At 64.7% G+C, this 21292-nt stretch carries 19 protein-coding genes; 10 read left to right on the forward strand and 9 right to left on the reverse strand.

Annotated elements, in window-relative coordinates; translation table 11 throughout:
- Positions 1-164: 164 nt before the first annotated feature.
- From FJW05_RS00005 to FJW05_RS00015, 3 genes are all read right to left on the reverse strand, one after another.
- Positions 165-2009 carry an aminopeptidase P family protein gene (locus FJW05_RS00005; RefSeq protein ID WP_140626814.1) on the reverse strand — a complete coding sequence of 615 codons (1845 nt, stop codon included), beginning with the start codon at positions 2007-2009 and terminating at the stop codon, positions 165-167.
- Between the two features lie 98 nt (positions 2010-2107).
- Complete coding sequence (locus tag FJW05_RS00010; protein WP_140626816.1) at positions 2108-2980, reverse strand: 50S ribosomal protein L11 methyltransferase; 873 nt, start codon at positions 2978-2980, stop codon at positions 2108-2110.
- Positions 2980-3564, reverse strand: coding sequence for an SCO family protein (locus tag FJW05_RS00015; protein ID WP_140626818.1), 585 nt, complete (start codon positions 3562-3564; stop codon positions 2980-2982). The genes FJW05_RS00010 and FJW05_RS00015 overlap by 1 nt, the downstream gene beginning before the upstream one ends.
- A gap of 230 nt (positions 3565-3794) precedes the next feature.
- Between FJW05_RS00015 and FJW05_RS00020 the strand changes: the two genes are divergently transcribed.
- From FJW05_RS00020 to FJW05_RS00030, 3 genes are all read left to right on the forward strand, one after another.
- Entirely contained in the window at positions 3795-4223 is a 429-nt protein-coding gene (locus FJW05_RS00020; RefSeq protein ID WP_246673195.1) for a CreA family protein, read from the forward strand.
- A 67-nt stretch (positions 4224-4290) separates the two neighbouring features.
- Complete coding sequence (locus FJW05_RS00025) at positions 4291-4959, forward strand: DapH/DapD/GlmU-related protein (protein WP_140626823.1); 669 nt, start codon at positions 4291-4293, stop codon at positions 4957-4959.
- 289 nt (positions 4960-5248) lie between these two features.
- Positions 5249-5743, forward strand: a complete 495-nt coding sequence (locus FJW05_RS00030; protein ID WP_181164811.1) for a low affinity iron permease family protein — start codon at positions 5249-5251, stop codon at positions 5741-5743.
- A gap of 8 nt (positions 5744-5751) precedes the next feature.
- Here the strand turns inward: FJW05_RS00030 and FJW05_RS00035 are convergent, their stop codons facing one another.
- The gene (locus tag FJW05_RS00035; protein ID WP_140543314.1) at positions 5752-6618 is read right to left on the reverse strand and encodes an SDR family NAD(P)-dependent oxidoreductase; all 867 of its coding nucleotides are present in this window, start codon (positions 6616-6618) and stop codon (positions 5752-5754) included.
- A 172-nt stretch (positions 6619-6790) separates the two neighbouring features.
- Here FJW05_RS00035 and FJW05_RS00040 point away from each other — a divergent pair, with 172 nt between their 5' ends.
- A complete protein-coding gene (locus FJW05_RS00040; RefSeq protein ID WP_140626825.1) occupies positions 6791-7072 on the forward strand; it encodes a hypothetical protein in 282 nt (93 codons plus the stop codon).
- Between the two features lie 3 nt (positions 7073-7075).
- Here FJW05_RS00040 and FJW05_RS00045 read toward each other — a convergent pair whose 3' ends face one another.
- Positions 7076-7651 (reverse strand): TMEM175 family protein, encoded by a 576-nt coding sequence (locus tag FJW05_RS00045; protein WP_140626827.1) that lies wholly within the window; start codon positions 7649-7651, stop codon positions 7076-7078.
- On the opposite strand from FJW05_RS00045, the gene FJW05_RS00050 reads away from it, so the two are divergent.
- A complete protein-coding gene (locus tag FJW05_RS00050) occupies positions 7627-8997 on the forward strand; it encodes an MFS transporter (RefSeq protein ID WP_246673147.1) in 1371 nt (456 codons plus the stop codon). The genes FJW05_RS00045 and FJW05_RS00050 overlap by 25 nt on opposite strands.
- A gap of 32 nt (positions 8998-9029) precedes the next feature.
- On the opposite strand, the gene FJW05_RS00055 is transcribed toward FJW05_RS00050, so the two are convergent.
- The 3 genes from FJW05_RS00055 to FJW05_RS00070 all read right to left on the reverse strand — a co-directional run bounded on the left by FJW05_RS00055 (position 9030) and on the right by FJW05_RS00070 (position 13393).
- The gene (locus FJW05_RS00055) at positions 9030-10502 is read right to left on the reverse strand and encodes an MATE family efflux transporter (protein WP_140626829.1); all 1473 of its coding nucleotides are present in this window, start codon (positions 10500-10502) and stop codon (positions 9030-9032) included.
- Positions 10503-10621: 119 nt separating this feature from the next.
- Complete coding sequence (locus FJW05_RS00060) at positions 10622-12094, reverse strand: esterase-like activity of phytase family protein (protein WP_140626830.1); 1473 nt, start codon at positions 12092-12094, stop codon at positions 10622-10624.
- Between the two features lie 273 nt (positions 12095-12367).
- Positions 12368-13393, reverse strand: a complete 1026-nt coding sequence (locus tag FJW05_RS00070; protein WP_140626835.1) for a LacI family DNA-binding transcriptional regulator — start codon at positions 13391-13393, stop codon at positions 12368-12370.
- Between the two features lie 196 nt (positions 13394-13589).
- Between FJW05_RS00070 and FJW05_RS00075 the strand changes: the two genes are divergently transcribed.
- The 5 genes from FJW05_RS00075 (at position 13590) to FJW05_RS00095 (ending at position 18572) form a co-directional block, all read left to right on the forward strand.
- Positions 13590-14621, forward strand: a complete 1032-nt coding sequence (locus tag FJW05_RS00075) for a Gfo/Idh/MocA family oxidoreductase (RefSeq protein ID WP_140543319.1) — start codon at positions 13590-13592, stop codon at positions 14619-14621.
- Positions 14618-15526: a sugar phosphate isomerase/epimerase gene (locus FJW05_RS00080; protein WP_140626837.1), complete on the forward strand. Its 909-nt coding sequence runs from the start codon at positions 14618-14620 to the stop codon at positions 15524-15526. The genes FJW05_RS00075 and FJW05_RS00080 overlap by 4 nt, the downstream gene beginning before the upstream one ends.
- Positions 15527-15631: 105 nt before the next feature.
- Positions 15632-16639 carry a substrate-binding domain-containing protein gene (locus FJW05_RS00085; protein ID WP_140626838.1) on the forward strand — a complete coding sequence of 336 codons (1008 nt, stop codon included), beginning with the start codon at positions 15632-15634 and terminating at the stop codon, positions 16637-16639.
- Positions 16640-16725: 86 nt separating this feature from the next.
- Positions 16726-17517, forward strand: a complete 792-nt coding sequence (locus FJW05_RS00090) for an ATP-binding cassette domain-containing protein (protein WP_140543322.1) — start codon at positions 16726-16728, stop codon at positions 17515-17517.
- Entirely contained in the window at positions 17514-18572 is a 1059-nt protein-coding gene (locus FJW05_RS00095) for an ABC transporter permease (protein ID WP_140626840.1), read from the forward strand. The genes FJW05_RS00090 and FJW05_RS00095 overlap by 4 nt, the downstream gene beginning before the upstream one ends.
- 9 nt (positions 18573-18581) lie before the next feature.
- Here FJW05_RS00095 and FJW05_RS00100 read toward each other — a convergent pair whose 3' ends face one another.
- The gene (locus tag FJW05_RS00100) at positions 18582-21179 is read right to left on the reverse strand and encodes a UvrD-helicase domain-containing protein (protein WP_140626842.1); all 2598 of its coding nucleotides are present in this window, start codon (positions 21177-21179) and stop codon (positions 18582-18584) included.
- Positions 21180-21292 lie beyond the last annotated feature (113 nt).

Below are 21292 nucleotides of genomic sequence, written 5' to 3' on the forward strand. Positions count from 1 at the left end.
TCCAGCAACGCTCCCTTCCTTTCCCTCCGGAGGGGGAAAGGTGGCGCTGCGAAGCAGCGACGGATTGGGGGAACCACGTGGCAATCAAGCCTCGGCCCGATCAGTCACGCCAGTCGCACAAGATGTGTGCATAGCGAGCGTGAACGGGGAGAAAGAAGCCAGTCTCAGATCTTGGCGTCGTGGGGCAGCGGCGCGGTGGCCTTCTCCAGCCAGGCCAGCGTTTCGCCGTCGACCATCGGGCCGATCTCGGCCAGCACCCGGGCGTGATAGCGGTCGAGCCACTGCAGCTCGTCCCGATGCAGCAGGTCGGTGCGGATGAGCCGCTTGTCGATCGGCGCCAGCGTCAGCGTCTCGAAGCCGTGCATGGCGATGTCGCCGCCTTCGATCTGCTCCGCCGGCGTGACCAGGATCAGGTTCTCGATGCGGATGCCGTAGGCGCCTTCCTTGTAGTAGCCCGGTTCGTTGGATAGCATCATGCCGGCCAGCAGCTTTTCTGTGCCGGTGCGGGCGATGCGCTGCGGCCCTTCATGCACGGCGAGGTAGGAGCCGACGCCGTGGCCGGTACCGTGGGCGAAGTCGCAGCCATGCTTCCACAGCGCCACGCGGGCAACGGCATCGATCTCCGAACCGCGCGTGCCGGCGGGGAAACGCAGCGTCGAGATGCCGATCATGCCCTTCAGCACGAGGGTGAAGTGCTCGCGCATCTCCTCGCTCGGCTGGCCGATCGGCACGGTGCGGGTGATGTCGGTGGTTCCGTCCTGATACTGACCGCCGGAATCGAGCAGGAACAGCTCGCCGCTCTCAAGCTTGCGGCTGGTGGCGCGCGAGACGCGGTAATGCATGATCGCGCCGTTTGGGCCGGCGCCGGAAATCGTGTCGAAGGAGACGTCGCGCAGCGGCATCTGCGTTTCCTCGCCGGTCTGCCGGCGCACTTCCTCAAGCTTGGTGACGACGGCGATTTCGTCCAGCGTGCCGGGCTTCTGGCGGTCGAGCCAGCACAGCAGCCTGGCGACCGCGGCGCCGTCGCGGCGATGCGCGGCGCGGCTGCCGGCGATCTCGGCCTGGTTCTTGGTCGCGCGCGGAATACGCGCCGGGTCGGCCGCCAGGACGACCGTGCCGCCATTGTCCTCGACCAGCAGGCGGAGCTTCTCCGCCGCCAGCACCGGATCGAGCGCGATTTTCGCGCCACCCTTGGCGAGCTCGATGATCGCGGCTTCGAACTCGCCCGGGTCATGCGGATCGGCAAGCTGGGTGAGATAGGCCGCGACCTGGCGCGGGAATTTGCGCTGGTCCATGAACAGCTGATGCTTGCCGTCGGCGGCGAGGATGGCGAAGCCGAGCGCCAGCGGCGTATGCGGCACGTCGCCGCCACGGATGTTGAAGGCCCAGGCGATAGAGGACGGATCGGTCAGCACCGCATGGGTGGCGCCTTCCTTTTCGATCGCGCCTGCCAGCCGCTTGAGCTTGTCCTTGGCGAGCTCGCCGGCAAGGTTTTGCGGATGGATCTCGACAGCCGCGCGGGGCGGTTCCGGCTGATCCGTCCAGATGATGTCGATGGGATTCCTGTCGAGCGGCACCAAGGTCGCGCCGGATTGCTCCGCCGATGCCTTCAGCGCCTTGATCTCGCCGATCGTGTGCAGCCAGGGGTCGAAGCCGAGCCTTGCGCCCTTGCCGAGATTGTCCTTGATCCAGCTGGCCGGCGGATTGTCGATGAGGCTTTCGACGGTGAAGATCGAAAGATCGACCTCGCCCCGCACCTGCAGCGTGTAGCGGCCGTCGACGAAGATGAAGGCGCGGTCGCGCAGCACGATCGCGACGCCGGCCGAACCCGAAAAACCGGTCAGCCACTTCAGCCGCGCCGAGCGGTCGGCGACATATTCGCCCTGGTGCTCGTCCGCGCGGGGAACAAGGAAGCCATCCAAACCATTCTCAGCCAGCCATTGCCGCAGCAGCGCCACACGCGGCTTACCGACGGCAGGATCACCAGCGGAATCAAAGGTCTGGAACATTATTGGCCTCTCTTCGATACTTGTTGCGAGCGTAGCGCATGACCCCGGAAATCGGAATCGATTTCGGCAGGGCCAGATCGGCTGGATGCAACCCGGCCTCAGCGCTTGAGATGGATGGTCACCCAGCCCTCGCGATGCAAGGTGCGCACGTGGCGGAAGGCTTGGCCGACATAGGCCGAGATCACCGCGTCGCGCTGCCGGTCGAGGATGCCGGAGAGCACCAGCGAGCCACCGAGGCCGATGTGCTTGGCCATTTCGGGCGCGAGCCGCATCAGCGGCCGGGCCAGGATGTTGGCGACGATGAGGTCGAAAGGCGCGCGCCTGGCGAAGATCGGATGATGGAAGCCGGGCGCCGTCACCGTCTCGACCAGCGCCTTGGCGTGGTTGAGGCGGGCATTGGCGGCGGCGACGCGGACGGCGACCGGATCGATATCGGTCGCCAGCACCGGGATATGCGCGAGCTTGGCCACAGCAATCGCAAGCACCGCGCTGCCGGTGCCGAGGTCGAGCGCATTGCGCGGCCGCTCGCGCAGCACCACCTGCTCCAACACTTCGAGGCAGCCGGCGGTGGTGCCGTGATGGCCGGTACCGAAGGCAAGGCCCGCCTCGATCTCGATGGCGAGGTCGCCACTGCGACGCTTGGCCCGGTCGTGCGAGCCGTGGACGAAGAAGCGTCCGGCGCGGACCGGCTTCAGGCCTTCCAGCGAGCGCGACACCCAGTCCACGTCGGGAAGGACCTCGCGCTCGATCGCGTTCGGCAGGCCGAGACCGGCGAGGATATCCTTGACCCGGACCTCGACGGGATCGACGTCGCCATCGGCATAGAGCGACACTTCGTGGATATCTTTTTCCTCGTCGAGCTCCAGCACGGCGATCGGCAGGCCGTCCTCCTCGAAGGCGGCGTCCAGTGCGGCAAAGATGCGGTCGGCCTCGAGCTTGTTGGCGGTGAAGTGGAGCCTAGTCTGGCCCATCAGGTCTGCCCACCCGCAGCCAGCCGCTTCAGCTTGGCTATCGCGGTGTCGGCGCTCTCGCCATAGGCGATGGTGCCGGCGAAATCGCCCTTGGCGTTGAGCAGCAGCACCGAGGCCGTGTGGTCCATCGTGTAGTCGCCGTCTCCGGTGTCGACCTTCTTCCAATAGATACCGAAGGCCTTGGCCATGGCGTGCACCTTGTCCGGATCGCCGGTGATGCCGGTGATGCGGTCGGAGAAGTTGCTGACATAGGTGTTCATCGTCTCCGGCGTGTCGCGTTCGGGATCGACGGTGACGAAATAGGCGTTGAGGTCCTTGCCGCTGTCGCCCATCGTCTTCAGCCAGCCGGCGAGCTCAAACAGTGTCGTCGGGCAGACTTCAGGGCAATGGGTGAAGCCGAAGAACACGACGCTGGGGTGTCCCCTGAAGGCGGCTTCGGTGATCGGCGCGCCTTTCTGGTCGACCAGCGTGAAAGGCGCGCCGAAGGGCTCGCCGCCATAGTGGCCCCGGTACCAGTCGAATGTCAGCCAGCCGACGCCCGCCGCCATCAGGACAAGAATGCCGACCAGGATTGAGCGCATCATCAGTGAATGTCCGTTGCTTTGGCTGGAAGCCAGTTAGGCGACAGTCTTAGCGGGTCGGCGCCGGGCGCGCAAAGATGTCGCGTTGCCGCAAGCGGCCGGGCGGGCCGATCGGCTTGCAAACGCCACGATCCTGTCCCACCTGACATCGGCAAACGTGAACCGAGGAGGCTTCCTTGCGAAAATTGATCGGCTTGTTCGCCGCCTGTCTTGCCCTGAGCGCCGGCGCGGCCATGGCTGACGAAGTGGGTAAAGTGGGTGTCGACTGGGTCGGCAACGACATCATGGTCGACGCGATCAAGGACCCGAAGGTCGACGGCGTCACCTGCCATGTCGCCTATTTCGACCGCAGCATCATCGACCGGCTGCATAAGGGCAACTGGTTCGAGGATCCTTCCGATTCGTCGATCTCCTGCCGCCAGACCGGGCCGATCACCATCGGCGACATCGACATGGGCGAGAGCGGCGAGGAGGTGTTCAAGCAGGGCCTCAGCCTGATCTGGAAACAGCAGGTGGTGAACCGCATCTACGACAAGAAGAACGAGACGCTGATCTATCTGTCGCATTCGCGCCAGGTGCAGAACGGCTCGGCGAAGATGTCGGTCACGACCGTGCCGCTTTACGGCCAGAACGTGGTGTGGACCAAGGGCAAGCCGCAATAGCTTCCAACAGGCCTTGCCGGGACAGGCCGCGCTTGCGGGGCCGTCCCCGCCGGCGTAAAGCCCCCTCATGGATCGTCCTGAAAATCTCGTCCTCAAGGATCCCGAGCCGCGCATCCATCCGACCGCGGAGCTGAAGGCATGCAAGCTCGGCCGCTATGCCTCGATCGGCGAGCGGGTGATCCTGCGCGAGGTGAGCGTCGGCGATTTTTCCTATTTCGAACGCCATTGCGAGGCGATCTATACGACGATCGGCAAGTTCTGCTCGATCGCCGCGAACAGCCGCATCAACGCGCTCGAGCATCCGATCGAGCGGCTGACGCAGCACAAGGTCAGCTACCGGCCGAACGAGTATTTTCGCTGGCTGGGCGTCGACACGGCTTTTCGCGCGCGGCGGCAAGCAAAATCGGTCAGAATCGACCATGATGTCTGGATCGGACACGGCGCGGTGATCATGCCGGGTGTCGCGATCGGCAACGGCGCGATCATCGGCGCCAATGCGGTGGTGACACACGACGTCGCGCCCTACACGATCGTCGCAGGCGTTCCGGCAAAGCCGCTGCGCCGGCGGTTCTCGGCCACTGTCGCGGCGCGCATTGAAGCCCTCGCCTGGTGGGACTGGGCGCCCGAGAAACTGGCGAGCGCAATCCCCGACATGCAGGCCATGCCGATCGAAGCCTTTCTCGATCGTTGGGAAGAAACGCTCACTGACGCGGGCAGAACGCCGTCGAGCACATGACCGGCGCTATCCGACCGGTCCCCTTCCGGGAATCAAATGCCCCTTCCGCCATGCGGGGGTGGCGCAGCGGAAGGGGCTGGAGGTAAACCGCCGTGAAGCGGAAGGAACAGGCTTTCGGCCTGCAACCGCACTATGACGCACAATCGGATAAGGTGTTTCTTCGCGCGCCTGCGCTTTCTGCGTGTATGCGATTGCGGCTGCGAAGGCGAAAATTCAATCCTCGGGAACCGGAGAAGGCGGCAGCTTGTTTCTTCGCAAATGCCTGAGCATCCACGGTCCAGGGAATTGCATGATCGAGAAGGTTTTTACGAGGATAGCCAACCATGTGGCCCATCTAGCGGGTCTGCCGCCCACCTTTGCCGTCTGTGTGCTGATCGTGGTTATATGGGCGTTGAGTGGGCCGATCTTCGGGTTTTCGGATACTTGGCAGCTGGTCATCAACACCGGCACCACCATTGTCACCTTCCTGATGGTGTTCCTGATCCAGAACACGCAGAACCGCGACGGCGCCGCGATCCAGGCTAAGCTCGACGAGCTGATCCGCGTCAGCCGCGCCCACAACCGTTTCATCGGCATCGAGCACCTGACGGAGACCGAGGTCGAGGAAATACGCGCCAAATGCGAGGCGGCGGCAAAGCGGCACGACCGCAAAATCGCCGAAGCGGCGGCCAACAAGGCCGTGGCCGAAAAGAACGGCACCAAGGGCAATCGCAAGATCGCCCAGACGGCTGCAAAGAAAGCCGTCGGGGGCAAGAGCGGCTCCAAGAAGAAAGCCGCCGCGTGACCGGACTGTCAGCGGTACATGAAGGCCGCGAAGGCGTCCTTGTGGTCGGGATGCCAGCGCGACAAGGCAGGGCGGTTCTCGATGATGTCGCCGATCGCCCAGGCCATGCGTTTTTCATCCGTCGACCGTGCCACCTCGTTGTCGGGGCACAGGATGTAGAAGTCGTCGTCCAACAGCGATGTCAGCATGAAGTCGATCACCTGCTCGCCGGTCCAGGCGCCGGCGGGCTTTTCCGTCGCGCCTTCGGTCAGGCCAGTATAGGTGAAGCCCGGGATCAGCAGATGCGCCGACACCTTGGCTCCCGGCTCGTTGCGCAGCGCATGCGCCAGCCCTTCGGTAAAAGTCTTCACGCCGGCCTTGGAGACGTTGTAGGCGAGGTTGCCGGGCGGCGTGGTGATGCCCTGCTTGGACCCGGTGTTGATGATCAGGCCCGGGTTTCCGGCGGCGAGCATGCGCGGCGCGAAGGCTTCGACGCCATGCACGACGCCCCAGAAATTGATGTCCAGCAGCCGCTTCCAGGCGTCGCGGTTTTCCCACGGCTTGCCCGGATTGTTGCCGACGCCGGCATTGTTCATCAACACCGACACCGCACCGAAGGCGCCGTAAGCGAGGTCCGCCAGCCGGTCGACCTCTTCCGCCCTTGAGACATCGGTCGGGATTGGGAGGATGGCATCCTCGCCGCCGATCGCGGCGACCGCCTGCTTCGCCTGGTCGAGGCGCATGCCGCCGATGTCGGCAAGCACCACCTTCATGCCCATTGCCGCGAACCGTTTTGCGGCTGCAAGGCCGATGCCGCTGGCGCCGCCGGTGATCACGGCGACATTGCCGGAGGCGAAGGCGGGCAGGGCGGTCTGGATCTGGGCGTCGCTGGTCATGAGTTCCATCCTTGTTCGGGTCGGGCCGAACTTAACGCCGGGCGCAGCCGAGGCAAGGCCGGTTGGTCCCATCATTGACGGCAAAAGCCGCAACGGGTTGACGGCAAGAGCCGCAACGGGTTGACCATCGCAGCGCTCGCCGCGCATGTTGTCCCAAAAAGGAGTTCGGCATTTGACCGACTGGATCGGAATCCTGAAGGAGCAAACCGTCAACGGCGACCAGATGAGCCGCGAGGTGCCGAAGATGCTCGCCAATCCCGACATCAGCGAGACGCAGGTGAAGACGCTGTTTGCGGCGCTGGAGAAGCAGGCGGATTTCGCCGAGAAGCTAAGGCTGGCGCTGGAAAAATTCGGCCATGACTTTCCGATCATCAAGGCGGCCGAGAGGCTGGAGGAGCGCTATGCCGACCTTGCTGCCTCCGCGGCAGAAAAGCTGAAAACCATGCGGAAGTAAGCGTTATTTCTCGACCAACCGTTCGAAGCGCTTGTCCGGCACGAACCAGATGGCAGCCACAACCACATAGATCGCCACGCTGATCCACTGGTTGAGGAAGCTGAGCAGGACGGCGGCGATGTAGAGCGCCAGCGAGATCTTGCCTTTGTTGTCACGGCCGACGGCCTTGGCGAAGGTCGTGTCGGCGCCGTGCAGATGGCGCAGCTTGAGGACCAGGATGGTGTAGGCGACGGCGCAAAGCGCGAGGTCGATGCCATAGACGGCGACCGGTACGGGCGCGAAGTGGTTCTCTCCCATGAACGCGGTGGTCACCGGCATCAGCGACAGCCAGAACAAAAGGTTCAGGTTAGCCCACAGCACGCGTCCATCGACGCGCTGCACGGTGTGGAACATGTTGTGCAGGTTGTTCCAGTAGATGCCGACATTGATGAAGGACAGCACATAGCAGAAGAAGACCGGCCACAGCGGCAGAAGCGCTGAGAAATCCTCGCCATGCGGCACTTTCAGCTCCAGCACCATGATGGTGATGATGATGGCGACGACGCCATCGGTGAATGCCTCGACCCGTCCCTTGCCCATGGTTCCTCCTCGTCGGCCGACAAAAGCTACGCGAGGATTTCGCACAAGACCATCCTGTCAGGATTGTCAGGAGGACGTTCGGTGGCTGGAACAGCGCCATTATACAGGCGTTGTGCTTGCAACCCCCGGAGGCTGCCATGACCAGCTACGCTCAAACCATGACGCGTGACAATGAGCTTGGCGGCGGCGCCGCAATGGCCGTCGTCGCCGCCATGATCGCTGCGCTTTTTGCCGGCAGCACCGCGCTGACGCCGCTTTACGTGATCTACAAGCAGGCCTTCGGCTTCTCGCAGGTCACGCTGACGCTGGTCTATGCTGTCTATGTGGTCGGCAATCTGGCGGCGTTGCTGTTTTTCGGCCGCCTGTCGGATGTCGTCGGCCGCCGCCCCGCCGCGCTAGCGGCGATGGGCGTTGCCGTGGTCAGTGCGTTATTTTTCCTGTTCGCCGAAAACCTCGCCTGGCTCGACATCGCCCGCATTCTCAGCGGGCTCGGCATCGGTGTCGGCGCGGGGGCGGGCACCGCCTGGCTGGCCGAGCTGATCGAAGGCAAGGACAAGTCACGCGCCGCCGTCATTGCCACCAGCACCAATTTTGTCGGTCTCGGGGCCGGCGCGCTCATGTCGGGGCTGCTCGCCCAATATGCGCCCTGGCCGCTCAGGCTGACATTCGCCGTCTATCTCGTCCTGCTTGCGCTGGTGACCCTGCTGATCTGGCGCACGCAGGAAACCGTCTCCAGGCCCGGACGGTTCTCCGAGGTCTCGCTGCGGCCGAGGCTTTCGGTTCCCGACGATATCCGCGCGCAGTTCGTGGCGCCGGCGGTGACCGGCTTCGGCGCCATGGCGCTGGTCGGCTTCTACGCGGCGCTGGCGCCGAGCATCCTGGCGCAGCAGCTGCATGTGATCAATCATGCCGAAGCCGGCGGGCTTTTCTTCGAGCTGTCGATCGTGGCGGCCATCACCATCGTCGGGACCACATGGCTCTCCAGCCGTTCCACCATGCTTGCCGCGCTGGTGCTGATGATCCCGACCGTGGCGCTGATCGTGGCGGCGCAGGTCTATGCCTCGATGGTCCTGATGATCGTTGCGACGGCGGTCTGCGGCGTGGCGGCGGCGCTCGGCTATCGCGGTGGCCTGCAAGTGGTGAATCAGATCGCGCCCGCCGACCGCCGCGCCGAGGTGGTCTCGGCCTTCTTCATCTGTTGCTTCTGCGGCAACGCGCTGCCGGTGATCGGTATCGGCATCCTGTCGAGCCTGGCGAACGCAACCATCGCAAGCCTGGCCTTTGCCGGCATGATCGTCGTCTTCTCGCTGGTGGCGCTTGGCTTCGGCGCCAAATACGCGCGGTAGCGGATTTTCACGTTTTCCTGTCGTCGCGGATTTTAGCCGTTCGGCGTCTCCGACAGGAGCTGCGCGCGCTGGCGCGGCACGCCGAGGCCGGTGTCGGGCGGCTCGCCGGCCGCCGGCCGGTCCTCGATCATGTGCATCGTGCGCCAGCGGCCGAAGCGGTAATAGGCGGCGGCGAGCGCCAGCGAGGCGATCGAACCCGCCGGAAAGCTCCACCACAGCGCCTCCTGGCCGATGACGCTGCGCATGGAATAGGCAAAGCCGGTGCGAATGATCAACACCGAGATGATCAGGATGATCAGCGGCGGCATGACAGCGCCGGTGGCGCGCACCGTGGCGAACAGCACGATCGTGACGCCGAACAGGATGAACGACCAGGACGCCACCTTGTTGATGTGGGCGGCGATGTCGATCGCGGCGCTGTCGGTGCTGAGGAAGAGGCTGAGCACCGCGCGGTCGAAGACGAAAAGCAGCGCCACCAGCGCGCCGGTCAGCACCAGGTTGAAGCCGACGCCCGATGCCGCGACCCTCCCGATGCGGTCCCAGCGCCCGGCGCCGACATTCTGCGCCGCCATCGAGGAGACCGCGGCGCCGATCGCCAGAGCCGGCATCTGGATATAGGTCCAGAGCTGCGCTGCGATGCCGTAGGCGGCTGCGACCTGGGAGCCGTAGGAATTGACGATGCCCATCACGGTCAACGCCGCCGCCGAGATGACGATCATCTGCAGGCCCATCGGAATGCCCTTGGAGACGACGATGCGCAGCAATGTCGGGTCGGGCCGCAGCAGCGCGAGATCGCTGCCCGCCAGCCGCAGCGGATGTTTGCGCACATAAAGCACGATCAGGATGGCGATCACGCTCACCGTCTGGCCAACAAGCGTCGACATTGCCGAACCGGCAATGCCGAGTTCGGGGAAGGGGCCGATGCCGCGGATCAGCAGTGGATTGAGCACGACGTCGAGCACGACCGCCAGCGCCATGAAGACGAACGGCGTGCGCGAATCGCCGGCGCCGCGCAGCACGGTCATGACGAAGGACAAAAGGTTCATCATCGGCACGGCGATGAAGATGATGCGTAAATAGGCGCGCGCCAAAGGCAAGGCATCGGCCGGCGTGCCGAGTCCGGTCAGGATGACGTCGACCCAGATCCAGCCGCAGACGGCGAACACGACCGAGACGAGAAAGAAGAAGGTGGCGCTGGTACCGACGATGCGCTTCGCCTCGGGCAGGTCGCGGGCGCCGACCGATTGCGCCACCAGAATGGTCGCCGCCATGCCGATGCCGAAGACGGTGCCGAGAATGAGGAACAGCACCAGATTGGCGTTGGAGGTCGCCGTCAGCGCCGCCTCGCCGAGGAAGCGGCCGACCCAGACCGCGTTGATCGAGCCGTTGAGCGACTGCAACACGTTGGAGCCCAGCACCGGCAGTGCGAACAACAGCAGCGTGCGCGGAATGGGGCCGCTGGTCAGGTCGCCGGTCCGCCGCCGGGTGGTCTGTTTGTCATCCATGTTGTCACCCATGGTGGTGAGGCCGAAACTGAATCAGGCCCGCGATGCTATCGCAGGCCTGATGTTCATGCATCCCTTCAGAAAAGGCGTCGGCTGCCGCGGCAGCCGATCCTATCCCATTACTGAGTGGTGTTTCCAGAAAGGCCGGGGAGTGTGACCTGATAGACCAGGAAGGTGGTGTCGACATCGGCGCCGTCCTCGGCTTTGTACGCAGCGCCGACCTGGAAGCCGTCCTGGGTGAGGAAGTCATTGTCGTTGGCGACGAACAGGAAATAGTCGTCGGGCAGCTTCGGATCGAGCACCGGCGCCAGCGACATCGCCTCCCACTTCTCCGAGAGGTTGTTCTTGTCGTTCGGCGCGCCATTGTGCAGGCCGAAACGGCCGAGCTCGCCCTTGTCGTTGATGTCGATAAACGGCGTCAGCTTCGCCGGCGTCACCGACGCATCGAGCATGCCTTTCGGCGCGACCGGCTTGTCGGCGGCGTCGAACGGGCCGTTGGCGATATCGGTGGCGGCGGAGAGGTCGACGATCTCGATCTTGCGGTAGAGCGATTCATCGCCCTTGACGCCCTGACCGTTGCCTGAGTCGCGCGCCAGCATCAGGAAGCTCTTGTCGGAGAGCGCGACGATCTCGCTCTGAGCGGCCACCTTGGTCTTGCCCTTGGCGTCCGTGAACACCGGCAGCGGCACGACATATTCATGCGCCAGCTTGAGATGGGCGAGATCGGAAGCGTCGTAAACCAGCGCGCGGGTGTTCTGGCGGGTCGAGCCGGAATCGCCGCCGTCCTGGCGGGGCGCCGACTGCAGCACGGCGATCAGGAACCTGCCGTCCGGCGTCATCGACATGCCTTCTAGGCCCTGGTTGTTCTGGCGACCGGTTTCGGGATCCTTCGGATCGGGCTCGGCAGCGCCCGGGCCCGGGTTGTCGGACGCGAAGTTCGGCTTGCCGTGGCGCATCGGCACCAGCGCCGCGGGCGGTTGCGTCGCCGACATCAGACGGCCTTCGGCCGAGAAGCGGTAGATATTGGGACCATATTCGTCTGAGATGAACATCGTGCCGTCCGGCAGCCGCACGATCGCTTCGTCGTCCAGCGCCAGCTTGCCATTGGCCTCAGGCAGGATCGGCATGTCGCCAGCGGCGGCGCGCACGCCGTTCGACGGATCGAGGCCGGTGGCGTCGGCGCCCTTGTCGTCGGTCAGAAGCATCGTGTCGGCGAGCGTCGCCTTGACGCCCGACTGTTCCTGTCCGGCGGCGGGTGCCGCGCCAGGAGCGGTCGGGGCCAGCTCGATCGAGATGGTGTTGAGGCGCGGGCGATAGTCAGTGGTGCCGACGACATTGTAGCCGCGGTCCGGCAGCAGCCAGAGCGAACCCTTGTAGGTGGCCCCTTCACGCGTCCAGGATTTGGTGTCGATCGCCATGCCCGAACCTGAACCGAAGGTCTCGCCGAACTTGTCCTTCTGGTTGGCCGGGATGCGGCCGATGCCGATGAGTCCCTTGTTGACGTAAGCGACGCCGTCGGCGAGCGCCGGCGTCATGGCGGTAAACAGGACAAGTGCCGCGCCGAGCGCGACGGTTCGGTTGAGATGTTTCATCGATATCCCCTTCTTGACGAGCAGAGCGGCCTGGAAGGAACGCGCATCGGCGATGCGGCGAGCCGGTTCCCGTCGAGCGGTCTAGGACGTGAACGTGATGGTTGCGTGACAGTTTCCTTCTCCCCTTGTGAGAGAAGGTGGATCGGCGCGTAGCGCCGAGACGGATGAGGGGTGTTCCAGCGGAGTGAAACGCTGGTGTCTTCTGGAGCACCCCTCATCCGTCGCCTTCGGCGACACCTTGTCCCACAAGGGGAGAAGGGAAAGCGCCTCCGCTCAATCGCTCTCTCTTGCAATCAGTTCCAGCGGCCAAACCTCGTGGATGATGCGCGTGCCTTCGGGGCCGGCGAAGGCGGGAAGCGAAGCGAGCAGCATCTCGGCCAGCCGCCGGCCCATGGGCTCCAGCGACGGACGGAAGGCGGTCAGCGTCGGCGAGAAGTAGCGGCAGAGCGGCGTGTCGACGATGACGATCACGGCCATGTCATGGCCCGGCTTGATACCCATCTCGGCCAGCGCCTTGCAGCCGCCGAGCGCCATCGCGTCATTGTTGAAGATGATCGCCGTCGGCGGGTTTTTGGAGCGCATTACTTGCGGCGTCACCTGGTAGCCGCCGGTCTCGTTGATGAAGCCATCGGCGATCAGGTTGGGGTCGACCTCGATACCGTGCCGCTTCAGCGCCTTGCGGTAGCCGTCGAGGAACAGGTAGCCGAAGTTGAGATCAAGCGAAGGGCGGATGGCGGCAATGCGGCGGTGGCCGCGCGCGACCAGCCGGTCGACGGCTTCATCACCCGCCCTCTCGAAATCGATATCGAGTGAAGGATACGTGTCGCCGCCGGACTGACTTCGGCCAAGCGTGGCGAAGGGAAAGCCGGCCTTGCTGAGATAGTCGATCCGATCGTCTTCCCTTCGCGTATTGGCCAACACGACCGCGTCGGCCCGGCGCGTCTCGACCACGCGGCGCAACCGCTCCTGCTGATATTGGCCCGGCTCACCCATGACGACCATCAAATCCAGGTCATGCTCGGCGAGCCGCGCCTGCAGGCCGGTCAGGAACGGGATGAAGAACGGCTCGCCATATTGCTGGTCGCCGGGATGCGGCTGCAGCATGAAGGCGATCGAGCGGGTGGCGCCCTGGCGCAGGCTGCGGCCTGATTGATTGGGCGAATAGTTCAGCTTCCTGGCTGCTTCGAGCACACGCTGGCGTGTGTCGGCATTGACGTCGGCACGGCCGTTCAGCGCCCGCGACACGGTGCCGATCGAGATGTTCAGGTGACGCGCGAGATCGTGGATGCTGGACGCCAAGGACGGATTCTCCCCCTGCCTTGGCTAGCACCGGCTGCCGCTCAGGCCAAGGCTTCGGGACGATTTTTGCAAGCAGCCGGTTGACATTCTACGCCATCGGGTGTGTTCTCGTAAACGTTTACGGAAAAACGTTTACGGTGACGCCGTGGACGCCGTGACATCCGGTCTGGAGGGACCGGCGGAGGAGGAGCGCTGGATGATGAAGGTCGTCCTGGCCGGGTGCGGAGCGATGAGCAAGCACTGGCTCGATGCCGTGAAGCAGATCGACGAGCTCGCCGTTGTCGGCGTCGTCGACCTCGATGCCGAGCGGGCCCAGGCGAGGGCGCGCGAATACGCGCTCACCAACGCCGTCATCGGCACCAACCTCGACGCCGTCCTCGACCAGACCAAGCCCGATGCCGTGTTCGACGTCGTGGTTCCCGCCGCGCGCCGCGAGGTCGCGCTTTCGGCCTTCGCGCACAATTGCCATCTGCTCACCGAGAAGCCGCTGGCCGACAGTCCCGACAATGCGCGCGCCATCGTCGAGGCAGCGCGCCGCGCGGGGCGCATCCACGCCGTCGTCCAGAACCGCCGCTATGTCGCCAATGTCAGGCGCATCAGGCGCTTCCTGGACTCCGGCGTCATCGGCAAGCCGACCAGCATCCACGCCGACTTCTTCGTCGCGCCGCATTTCGGCGGTTTTCGCGAGGAGATGGCCCATGTGCTCCTGCTCGACATGGCGATCCACACGTTCGATGCCGCGCGTTACATGGTCGCCGGTGAGCCGGCCAGTGTCTATTGCCAGGAATGGGAACCCGTGAATTCCTGGTACAGGCAGGGGTCGTCGGCCAGCGCCGTCTTCGACCTCGGCGGCGGCAAGATCTTCACCTATGCCGGCTCCTGGTGCGCCGATGGTTTCCGCACGAGCTGGGAGGGAAGCTGGCGCATCGTCGCCGAGCGCGGCAGCCTTTTGTGGGACGGCCATGACGGGCTGAAGGCGGAGGTGATTGCGTCGGGCCGCGACGGGATCATCGACAAGACCCAGCCCATCGCAGTGCCGCCGCTCGATCCCGCCGACCGTGTCGACGGCCATGTCGGCATCATCCGGGATTTCATGCACGCGATCGAGACCGGCGTCGAGCCGGAGACGCGCGGCGCCGACAACATCAAAAGCCTGGCCATGGTCTTCGGCGCCATCGAGAGCGCGGAGAGCGGGCGGCGCGTGACAATCGCCAAGGAAGCACAATGACGGCAAACCCGCTTCTCGATATCAGGATCGGCACCATGGTGCGGGCCAATCTCGACGATCCGGCGGCCTATGTCAGGCAGATCCTGCCGCTCGGGTTCGAGAGCATCCAGCCTTTCTTCTGGCAGACACTGGGCGGCAAGGACCTGAAGCGCCTGGCGGGCGAGATCCGCGAGGCGATCGGCGACGCCGATGTGACCGTGTCCTCGATCGGTGTGTTCGGCAACGCGCTCGAGAATGGAGAGGTCGATCGCGGTGTGCTGGCAGCCTGGGAGACGGTGATCGACAATGCGCATCTGTTCGGCGCTTCGACGGTCAGCGGCTTCACCGGCCGCATCCGCGGCAAGAAGCTGACCGACAGCCTGCCGCGCTTCCGCGAGGTGTGGGGCCCGCTAGCCAAGCGTGCCGCCGACAAGGGCGTGCGCATCGCTTTCGAGAATTGCGCGATGGACGGCAACTGGGCGAGCGGCGATTGGAATATCGCGCATAACCCGGATGCCTGGGAGCTGATGTTCAACGAACTGCCGGACGACAATCTCGGGCTGGAATGGGAACCCTGCCATCAGCTCGTCTATTTGATCGATCCGATGCCGCAGATCCGCAAATGGGCGCCGCGCATCTTCCACGTCCACGGCAAGGACGCGACGGTGCGCTGGGACGTCATCCGCGAGCATGGCGTGTTCGGCCGCCTGCCATTCGTGCAGATGCGCACGCCGGGTTTCGGCGACAGCGACTGGACGCGGGTGATCAGCGAGTTGCGGCTGGCCGGCTACAAGGGCGCCATCGACATCGAGGGCTGGCACGACCCGGTCTATCGCGGCGACCTCGAGATCACCGGACAGGCGCGCGCGCTCGACTATCTGAAGCAATGCCGGGGAGGGAACAGCTACCTGCCCAATCCGGCTTGAGGCCAAATTCGATGTGTGGATTGGCCGGCGGGAGGAGCCGGCCGACCGAGGACGCAGATCAATTCGAAACCCTCTATCGGGAGGGGCTAAAAGGGAGGAACGTGCATGACGACCAGAAGGACTGTTCTGCGCTCGACCGTCGTGGCGGCTGCCACGGCGCTCTGCGCCTCGATCTCTGCCTTGCCGGCGCACGCGCTCGACGCGCAATGGTGCAAAGACGTACACATCCGCTTCTTCGTCGGCGGCGCCGAGGGCGACGCCTTCGGCACCATCGTCTATAATGGCGCCAAGCAAGCGGCGGCCGACCTCGGGCCGAAGGTCGACTACATCTTCTCGCAGTGGGACGTCGAGAAGATGGTGCAGCAATTGCGCGAAGCGGTCGCGGTCAAGCCGCAGGGCATCGCCATGATGGGCCATCCGGGCGATGCCGCGATCATGCCTTTGGCCGAGCAGGCACATAAGGACGGCATCAAGATGATGTACCAGAACGTTCCGGTGCCGAAGGTGGTGGCGGCGTTCGGCGGCGGCTATGTCGGCGCGCAGCAGGAGCAGCAGGGCCGCGCGCTCGGTGTCGAGGCGTTCAAGCTCGGCAAGCTCAAGGCCGGCGACAAGGCGATCATGATCGGTCCGTTCGAGAATGAAAGCCGCGGCGCACGCGAGCGCGGCACGGTGGCGGCGCTGAAGGAGGCCGGCGTCGAGGTGATCCAGCTGTCCTCGCCGCCGAGCGGCGAATGGGCGTCCGATCCCAACCTCGCCATTCCGGTGATCACCGCGGCGCTGCTCAACCACCCCGACGTCAAGGCGGTCGGCTATCCCGGCGGCCAGATGCTCGGCAATGTCGCCACCTATATGCAGGCGGCGGGCCGCAAGCCCGGCGACATCTTCAACTTCGGCTTCGACACCAGTCCGCAGATCGTCGAGGGCTTCAAGGGCGGCTGGGTGCAGCTGACGGCCGACCAGCAGCCGTTCCTGCAGGGCTACCTGCCGATTCTCAGCCTCTGCCAGCAGGTGGTGCTGGGGCTGGCGCCGATGAATGTCGACACCGGCGCCGGTTTCGTGACGCCGCAGAACTACGAGATCGTCTCAGAGCTCGCCAAGCAGGCGCTGCGCTGACCTCCCAGGCAGCCGGCCGGGCTTGTCCCGGCCGGCTGGACCGCCGGCGACGAGGCCGCCGAACAGACATTGCAAGCGAGGATCGCATGGGCGAACGCATCATCGAACTGCGCGACATCAAGAAATCCTACGGCCAGGTCTATGCGCTGGGCGGGGTCAACCTCAGCGTCGACCGCGGCGAGGTGGTCGGCCTTATCGGCGACAACGGCGCCGGCAAGTCGACGCTGATCAAGATCCTGTCCGGCGTGGTCAAGCCGACCAGCGGCGAGATCCTGGTGCGCGACAAGCCGGTCACCGGGTGGAGCGCGGCGCGCTCGCGCGACGCCGGCATCGAGACGGTGTTCCAGGACCGCGCGCTGGCCGTGCAGCAGACGATCGTGCGCAACATCTTCATGGGCCGCGAACTGACCAGCTTCATGGGCTGGCTGAAGGTCGACAAGGAGATCGAGGAGGCGAGCCGGCTGATGCGCGAGATCGGCTTCACCTCGAAAGTGTTCACGCCGCACTCGATCGTCGGCCAGCTTTCCGGCGGCGAGCGCCAGGGCGTGGCGATCGCCCGCGCCATCTACAAGCAGGCGGAACTGATCATCCTCGACGAGCCGACGACGGCGCTGTCGCTGACCGAGACCGCCAAGGTCTTCCACTTCGTGCGCCAGGTGCGGGCGAGCGGCCGCTCGATCCTGTTCATCGGGCACAACATCCACCATGTCTTCGACATCGCCGATCGTTTCGTCGTCCTCGACCGCGGCAAGGTGGCGCTCGCGGCCGACCGCAACGAGGTCAAGTCGGCAGAAGACCTCATCAACTTCATGGAAGACGTGGCACACCCCGGCGGATTGCCGGGACTGCATGAGGACGCGGAGCAGGGAGCGCAATGAGCAAGGCGATGGAACCCGATCTGCAAACTCCTCTGGGAACGGCAAGCGGCAAGGTAGCCAAGGGACCGGCCAAGGAATGGAGCCATCCGTCCAATCACTGGCTGCGCGGCTTCGTCCTCGACAACCGCGCCTCGCTCGGCACGCTCGGCGTGTTCATCGTCATGATGGCGGTGTTCATGATCGCCAACCCGACCGTGTTCACCACGTGGTATCTCTACAGCTCCGTGCTGACGACGCTTCCCGTCGCGCTGTTCGTGGTCGTGCCGCTGGTCTTCGTCGTCACCTGCGGCGAGATCGACCTGTCATTTCCCGCGACAATGGGCTTTGCCTCCTGGGTCTTCGCGCTGGTCGTGCAGGCAGGCTACGATCCGTTTATCGGCATCGCGGCGGCGCTCGTCACCGGCATGCTGCTCGGCTTCCTGGTCGGCTCGCTGGTCGTCTATGGCGGCCTGTCGTCGCTGATCGCCACGCTCGGCATGAATTTCCTGCTGCGCGGCCTGATCCAGATCATCAACGAAGGCAGGTCGACGGCGCTGACCGGCCTTGCCGACAGCTCGGCCTACAAAATCTTCTCCAGCCAGGTCTGGGGCATCCCCGTTCAGGTCTTCTGGGCGATCGCCTTCGTCGTCTTCTCGGCGCTGCTCTACAACCGCCATCGCTTCGGTGCGCAGGTGAAAGTGGTCGGCGACAATCCCGACAGCGCCAGGCAGATGGGCATCGACGTCAAATGGGTTCGGGTGAAAGTGTTCGTCTTCGTCGGCATCGGCGCGGCGATCGCCGGCACCTTCTCGGTGATGATCAATTTCACCTGGTGGCCGACGGCGGGCGACGGCTATCTGCTGCCGGTGCTGGCCTCGGTATTCGTCGGCGGCACGCCGACCTGGGGCGGCATCGGCACGGTGGTCGGCGGCGCGATCGGCGCGGTCACCGTGTCATTCATCCAGACCGGCGTGGTAGCGGCGGGCCTGAGCGGCTTCTACGTGCAGTTCTTCAACGGGCTGATCATCATCCTGTCGCTGCTCGGCCATAAATGGAACCAGGCAAGGTACAGGTGAGGAGGCCGGTCACACCGGCGCGACAAACCCGTCCAGCACCCGCTTCTGGCCGGCCTTGTCGAAGTCGATGGTGAGCTTGTTGCCGTCGATGGCCGCGATGTTGCCGTTGCCGAATTTCTGGTGGAAGACGCGGTCGCCGACATTGAAGGCGGATGGCGTGTCGGCGACGGATTTGGCGACCAGCTCGCCCTCGATGGTGCGGCCTTTCACGCTGGTGCGGCCGGCGCCGTAGCCTGAATCGGTTTCGCCATAGCCGATACGCTCGACCTGGTGGCCGGAGCGGGTGCCCCAGTTGCGGTCGGTCGCCTCGGTGCGGTTCGCCTGCGCGCGTTGCCAGCCGGGCGTTGCATAAGTGTTGGAGAAGCTGCCCTGGTCCTTGGCGCCGATATTGTCGAAGCGCGAGGCGCCGTAGGGGTTTTGCCGGCCGCCACCGCGCCCGGAAGCGAACGAGCCACCGCCATAGGGATTGCCGTAGCCGCCGTAGCTGTTGCCGCTGTCGGCAATATCGATATGGGTTTCGGGCAATTCATCGACGAAGCGCGACGGAATCGTCGATTGCCAAAGGCCGTGAATCTGGCGGTTGGAGACGAACCAGATATGCAGGTTCTTCTTGGCGCGCGTCAGGCCGACATAGGCGAGCCGGCGCTCTTCCTCGAGGCCGGAGCGTCCGCCTTCATCCAGCGCACGCTGATGCGGGAACAGGCCTTCCTCCCAACCAGGCAGGAAGACGGTCTCGAATTCAAGACCCTTGGCCGAATGCAGCGTCATGATCGAGACCGCATCTTGCGATTCGCCTTGCTCGGCCTCCATCACCAGCGCGACATGCTCGAGGAAGGAACGCAGCGATTCATACTCCTCCATGGAGCGGATCAGCTCCTTGAGGTTTTCCAGCCGCCCGGGCGCCTCCGCCGAACGGTCGTTCTTCCACATGTCGGTGTAGCCGCTCTCCTCCAGGATGGTCTCGGCGAGTTCGGTGTGCGGGGTGGTTTCCAGAGCCTTCTGCCAGCGCTCGAAATTGGCTGCGACCTCGCGCAGCGCCGCGCGCGGCTTCGGCTTCAGCTCGTCGCTTTCGGCGAGGGTTGCGGCAGCCTCCAGCATCGGGATGCGCATGGCGCGGGCCGTATCGTGGATCTGGCGGATGGTGGCTTCGCCCAGACCGCGCTTCGGCACGTTGACGATGCGCTCGAAGGCGAGGTCGTCGCCGCCATTGGCGACGACGCGGAAGAAGGCAAGCGCGTCGCGGATTTCCAGGCGCTCGTAGAAGCGCGGGCCGCCGATAACGCGGTAGTTCAAGCCCAGCGTGATGAAACGGTCTTCGAAGGCGCGCATCTGGAAGGAGGCGCGCACCAGGATCGCCATGTCGTTGAGATTGTGCTTCTGCCGCTGATAGGCCTCGATGGCGTCGCCGATGGCCCGGGCCTCTTCCTCCGAGTCCCAGGCGGCGTGGACGTGCACCTTGTCGTCCTCGGGGTCGTCGCGGTCGGTGAACAGCGTCTTGCCGAAGCGGCCCTCATTGTGGGCGATGAGGTGGGAGGCGGCGCCCAATATATGCGCGGTGGAGCGATAGTTGCGTTCCAGCCGGATGATGGTGGCGCCCGGGAAATCCTTGTCGAAGCGCAGGATGTTGTCGACCTCGGCGCCGCGCCAGCCGTAGATCGACTGGTCGTCGTCGCCGACGCAGCAGATATTAACGGCGCTGGCTCCAATCTCCCCCACTTGGGGGGAGATTGGCCTGCCGCCGGCGTCAGCGCCTTTGCGCCTAGAATTGGGCCGCTGCGCCAGAAGCCGCAGCCACATGTATTGCGCGGTGTTGGTGTCCTGGTATTCGTCGACCAGTATGTATTTGAACCTGCGGTGGTATTCCTTCAGCACGTCCGGGTAGGCGCGGAAGATTCGGATCGGGTGATAGAGCAGGTCGCCGAAGTCGCAGGAATTCAGCGTCTGCAGCCGTTCCTGGTAGGCCTTATAGAGCTGGCGGCCCTTGCCGTTGCCGAAGCTGCGCGCATCGCCTTCCGCGATTTCATCGGGGCCAAGGCCCTTGTTCTTCCAGTTGTCGAGCATCTGGGCGAAGGTCTTGGCCGGCCAGCGCTTGTCGTCCAGCCCCTCAGCCTGGATCAGTTGCTTGATCAGCCGCACCACGTCATCGGTGTCGAGGATGGTGAAGTCCGATTTCAGTCCGGCGAGCTCGGCGTGGCGGCGAAGCAGCTTCACGCCGATCGAGTGGAAGGTGCCGAGCCAAGGCATGCCCTCGACATTGCCTTCGCCGATCAGGATGCCGATGCGCTGCTTCATCTCGCGCGCGGCCTTGTTGGTGAAGGTGACGGCCAGGATCTGCGAGGGAAAGGCCCTGCCGGTGGCAAGGAGATGGGCAATGCGCGTGGTGAGCACCCGCGTCTTGCCGGTGCCCGCGCCGGCCAGCACCAGAACCGGGCCTTCGGTCGTCTCGACGGCGAGCCGCTGCTCCGGGTTCAGGCCCTTGAGATAATCGGGCACGCCGTTCTGGCCGCTGCGGGCGGCCATGGCGCGCGCGGCTATGCCGGATGGAGCCGCAGCGGGCCGCGCATTCGGTTCATCGAAAAAAGGCATGTCCTCGGAAAAGCCCGACATCGCTCCCGAATGTAGTGATTCGGCAGCGAAAGACCAGAACTGTCTACGTTTTGTTCTAGTTTCGCGTGTCTGGCCGCAACTTGACAGCCGGAGCGGGTGAGGGAAAGCTGCCG

It is taken from the genome of Mesorhizobium sp. B2-9-1, assembly GCF_006439455.1.
Classification (GTDB): domain Bacteria; phylum Pseudomonadota; class Alphaproteobacteria; order Rhizobiales; family Rhizobiaceae; genus Mesorhizobium.

What these genes read in the sequence shown, in the direction of transcription:
- FJW05_RS00005 (WP_140626814.1), bottom strand. Translation starts at nt 2,009, where the DNA reads ATGTTCCAGACCTTTGATTCCGCTGGTGATCCTGCCGTCGGTAAGCCG.
- FJW05_RS00010 (WP_140626816.1), bottom strand. Translation starts at nt 2,980, where the DNA reads ATGGGCCAGACTAGGCTCCACTTCACCGCCAACAAGCTCGAGGCCGAC.
- FJW05_RS00015 (WP_140626818.1), bottom strand. Translation starts at nt 3,564, where the DNA reads ATGATGCGCTCAATCCTGGTCGGCATTCTTGTCCTGATGGCGGCGGGC.
- FJW05_RS00020 (WP_246673195.1), top strand. Translation starts at nt 3,795, where the DNA reads ATGGCTGACGAAGTGGGTAAAGTGGGTGTCGACTGGGTCGGCAACGAC.
- FJW05_RS00025 (WP_140626823.1), top strand. Translation starts at nt 4,291, where the DNA reads ATGGATCGTCCTGAAAATCTCGTCCTCAAGGATCCCGAGCCGCGCATC.
- FJW05_RS00030 (WP_181164811.1), top strand. Translation starts at nt 5,249, where the DNA reads ATGATCGAGAAGGTTTTTACGAGGATAGCCAACCATGTGGCCCATCTA.
- FJW05_RS00035 (WP_140543314.1), bottom strand. Translation starts at nt 6,618, where the DNA reads ATGACCAGCGACGCCCAGATCCAGACCGCCCTGCCCGCCTTCGCCTCC.
- FJW05_RS00050 (WP_246673147.1), top strand. Translation starts at nt 7,627, where the DNA reads ATGCCTCGACCCGTCCCTTGCCCATGGTTCCTCCTCGTCGGCCGACAA.
- FJW05_RS00045 (WP_140626827.1), bottom strand. Translation starts at nt 7,651, where the DNA reads ATGGGCAAGGGACGGGTCGAGGCATTCACCGATGGCGTCGTCGCCATC.
- FJW05_RS00055 (WP_140626829.1), bottom strand. Translation starts at nt 10,502, where the DNA reads ATGGATGACAAACAGACCACCCGGCGGCGGACCGGCGACCTGACCAGC.
- FJW05_RS00060 (WP_140626830.1), bottom strand. Translation starts at nt 12,094, where the DNA reads ATGAAACATCTCAACCGAACCGTCGCGCTCGGCGCGGCACTTGTCCTG.
- FJW05_RS00075 (WP_140543319.1), top strand. Translation starts at nt 13,590, where the DNA reads ATGATGAAGGTCGTCCTGGCCGGGTGCGGAGCGATGAGCAAGCACTGG.
- FJW05_RS00080 (WP_140626837.1), top strand. Translation starts at nt 14,618, where the DNA reads ATGACGGCAAACCCGCTTCTCGATATCAGGATCGGCACCATGGTGCGG.
- FJW05_RS00085 (WP_140626838.1), top strand. Translation starts at nt 15,632, where the DNA reads ATGACGACCAGAAGGACTGTTCTGCGCTCGACCGTCGTGGCGGCTGCC.
- FJW05_RS00090 (WP_140543322.1), top strand. Translation starts at nt 16,726, where the DNA reads ATGGGCGAACGCATCATCGAACTGCGCGACATCAAGAAATCCTACGGC.
- FJW05_RS00095 (WP_140626840.1), top strand. Translation starts at nt 17,514, where the DNA reads ATGAGCAAGGCGATGGAACCCGATCTGCAAACTCCTCTGGGAACGGCA.
- FJW05_RS00100 (WP_140626842.1), bottom strand. Translation starts at nt 21,179, where the DNA reads ATGTCGGGCTTTTCCGAGGACATGCCTTTTTTCGATGAACCGAATGCG.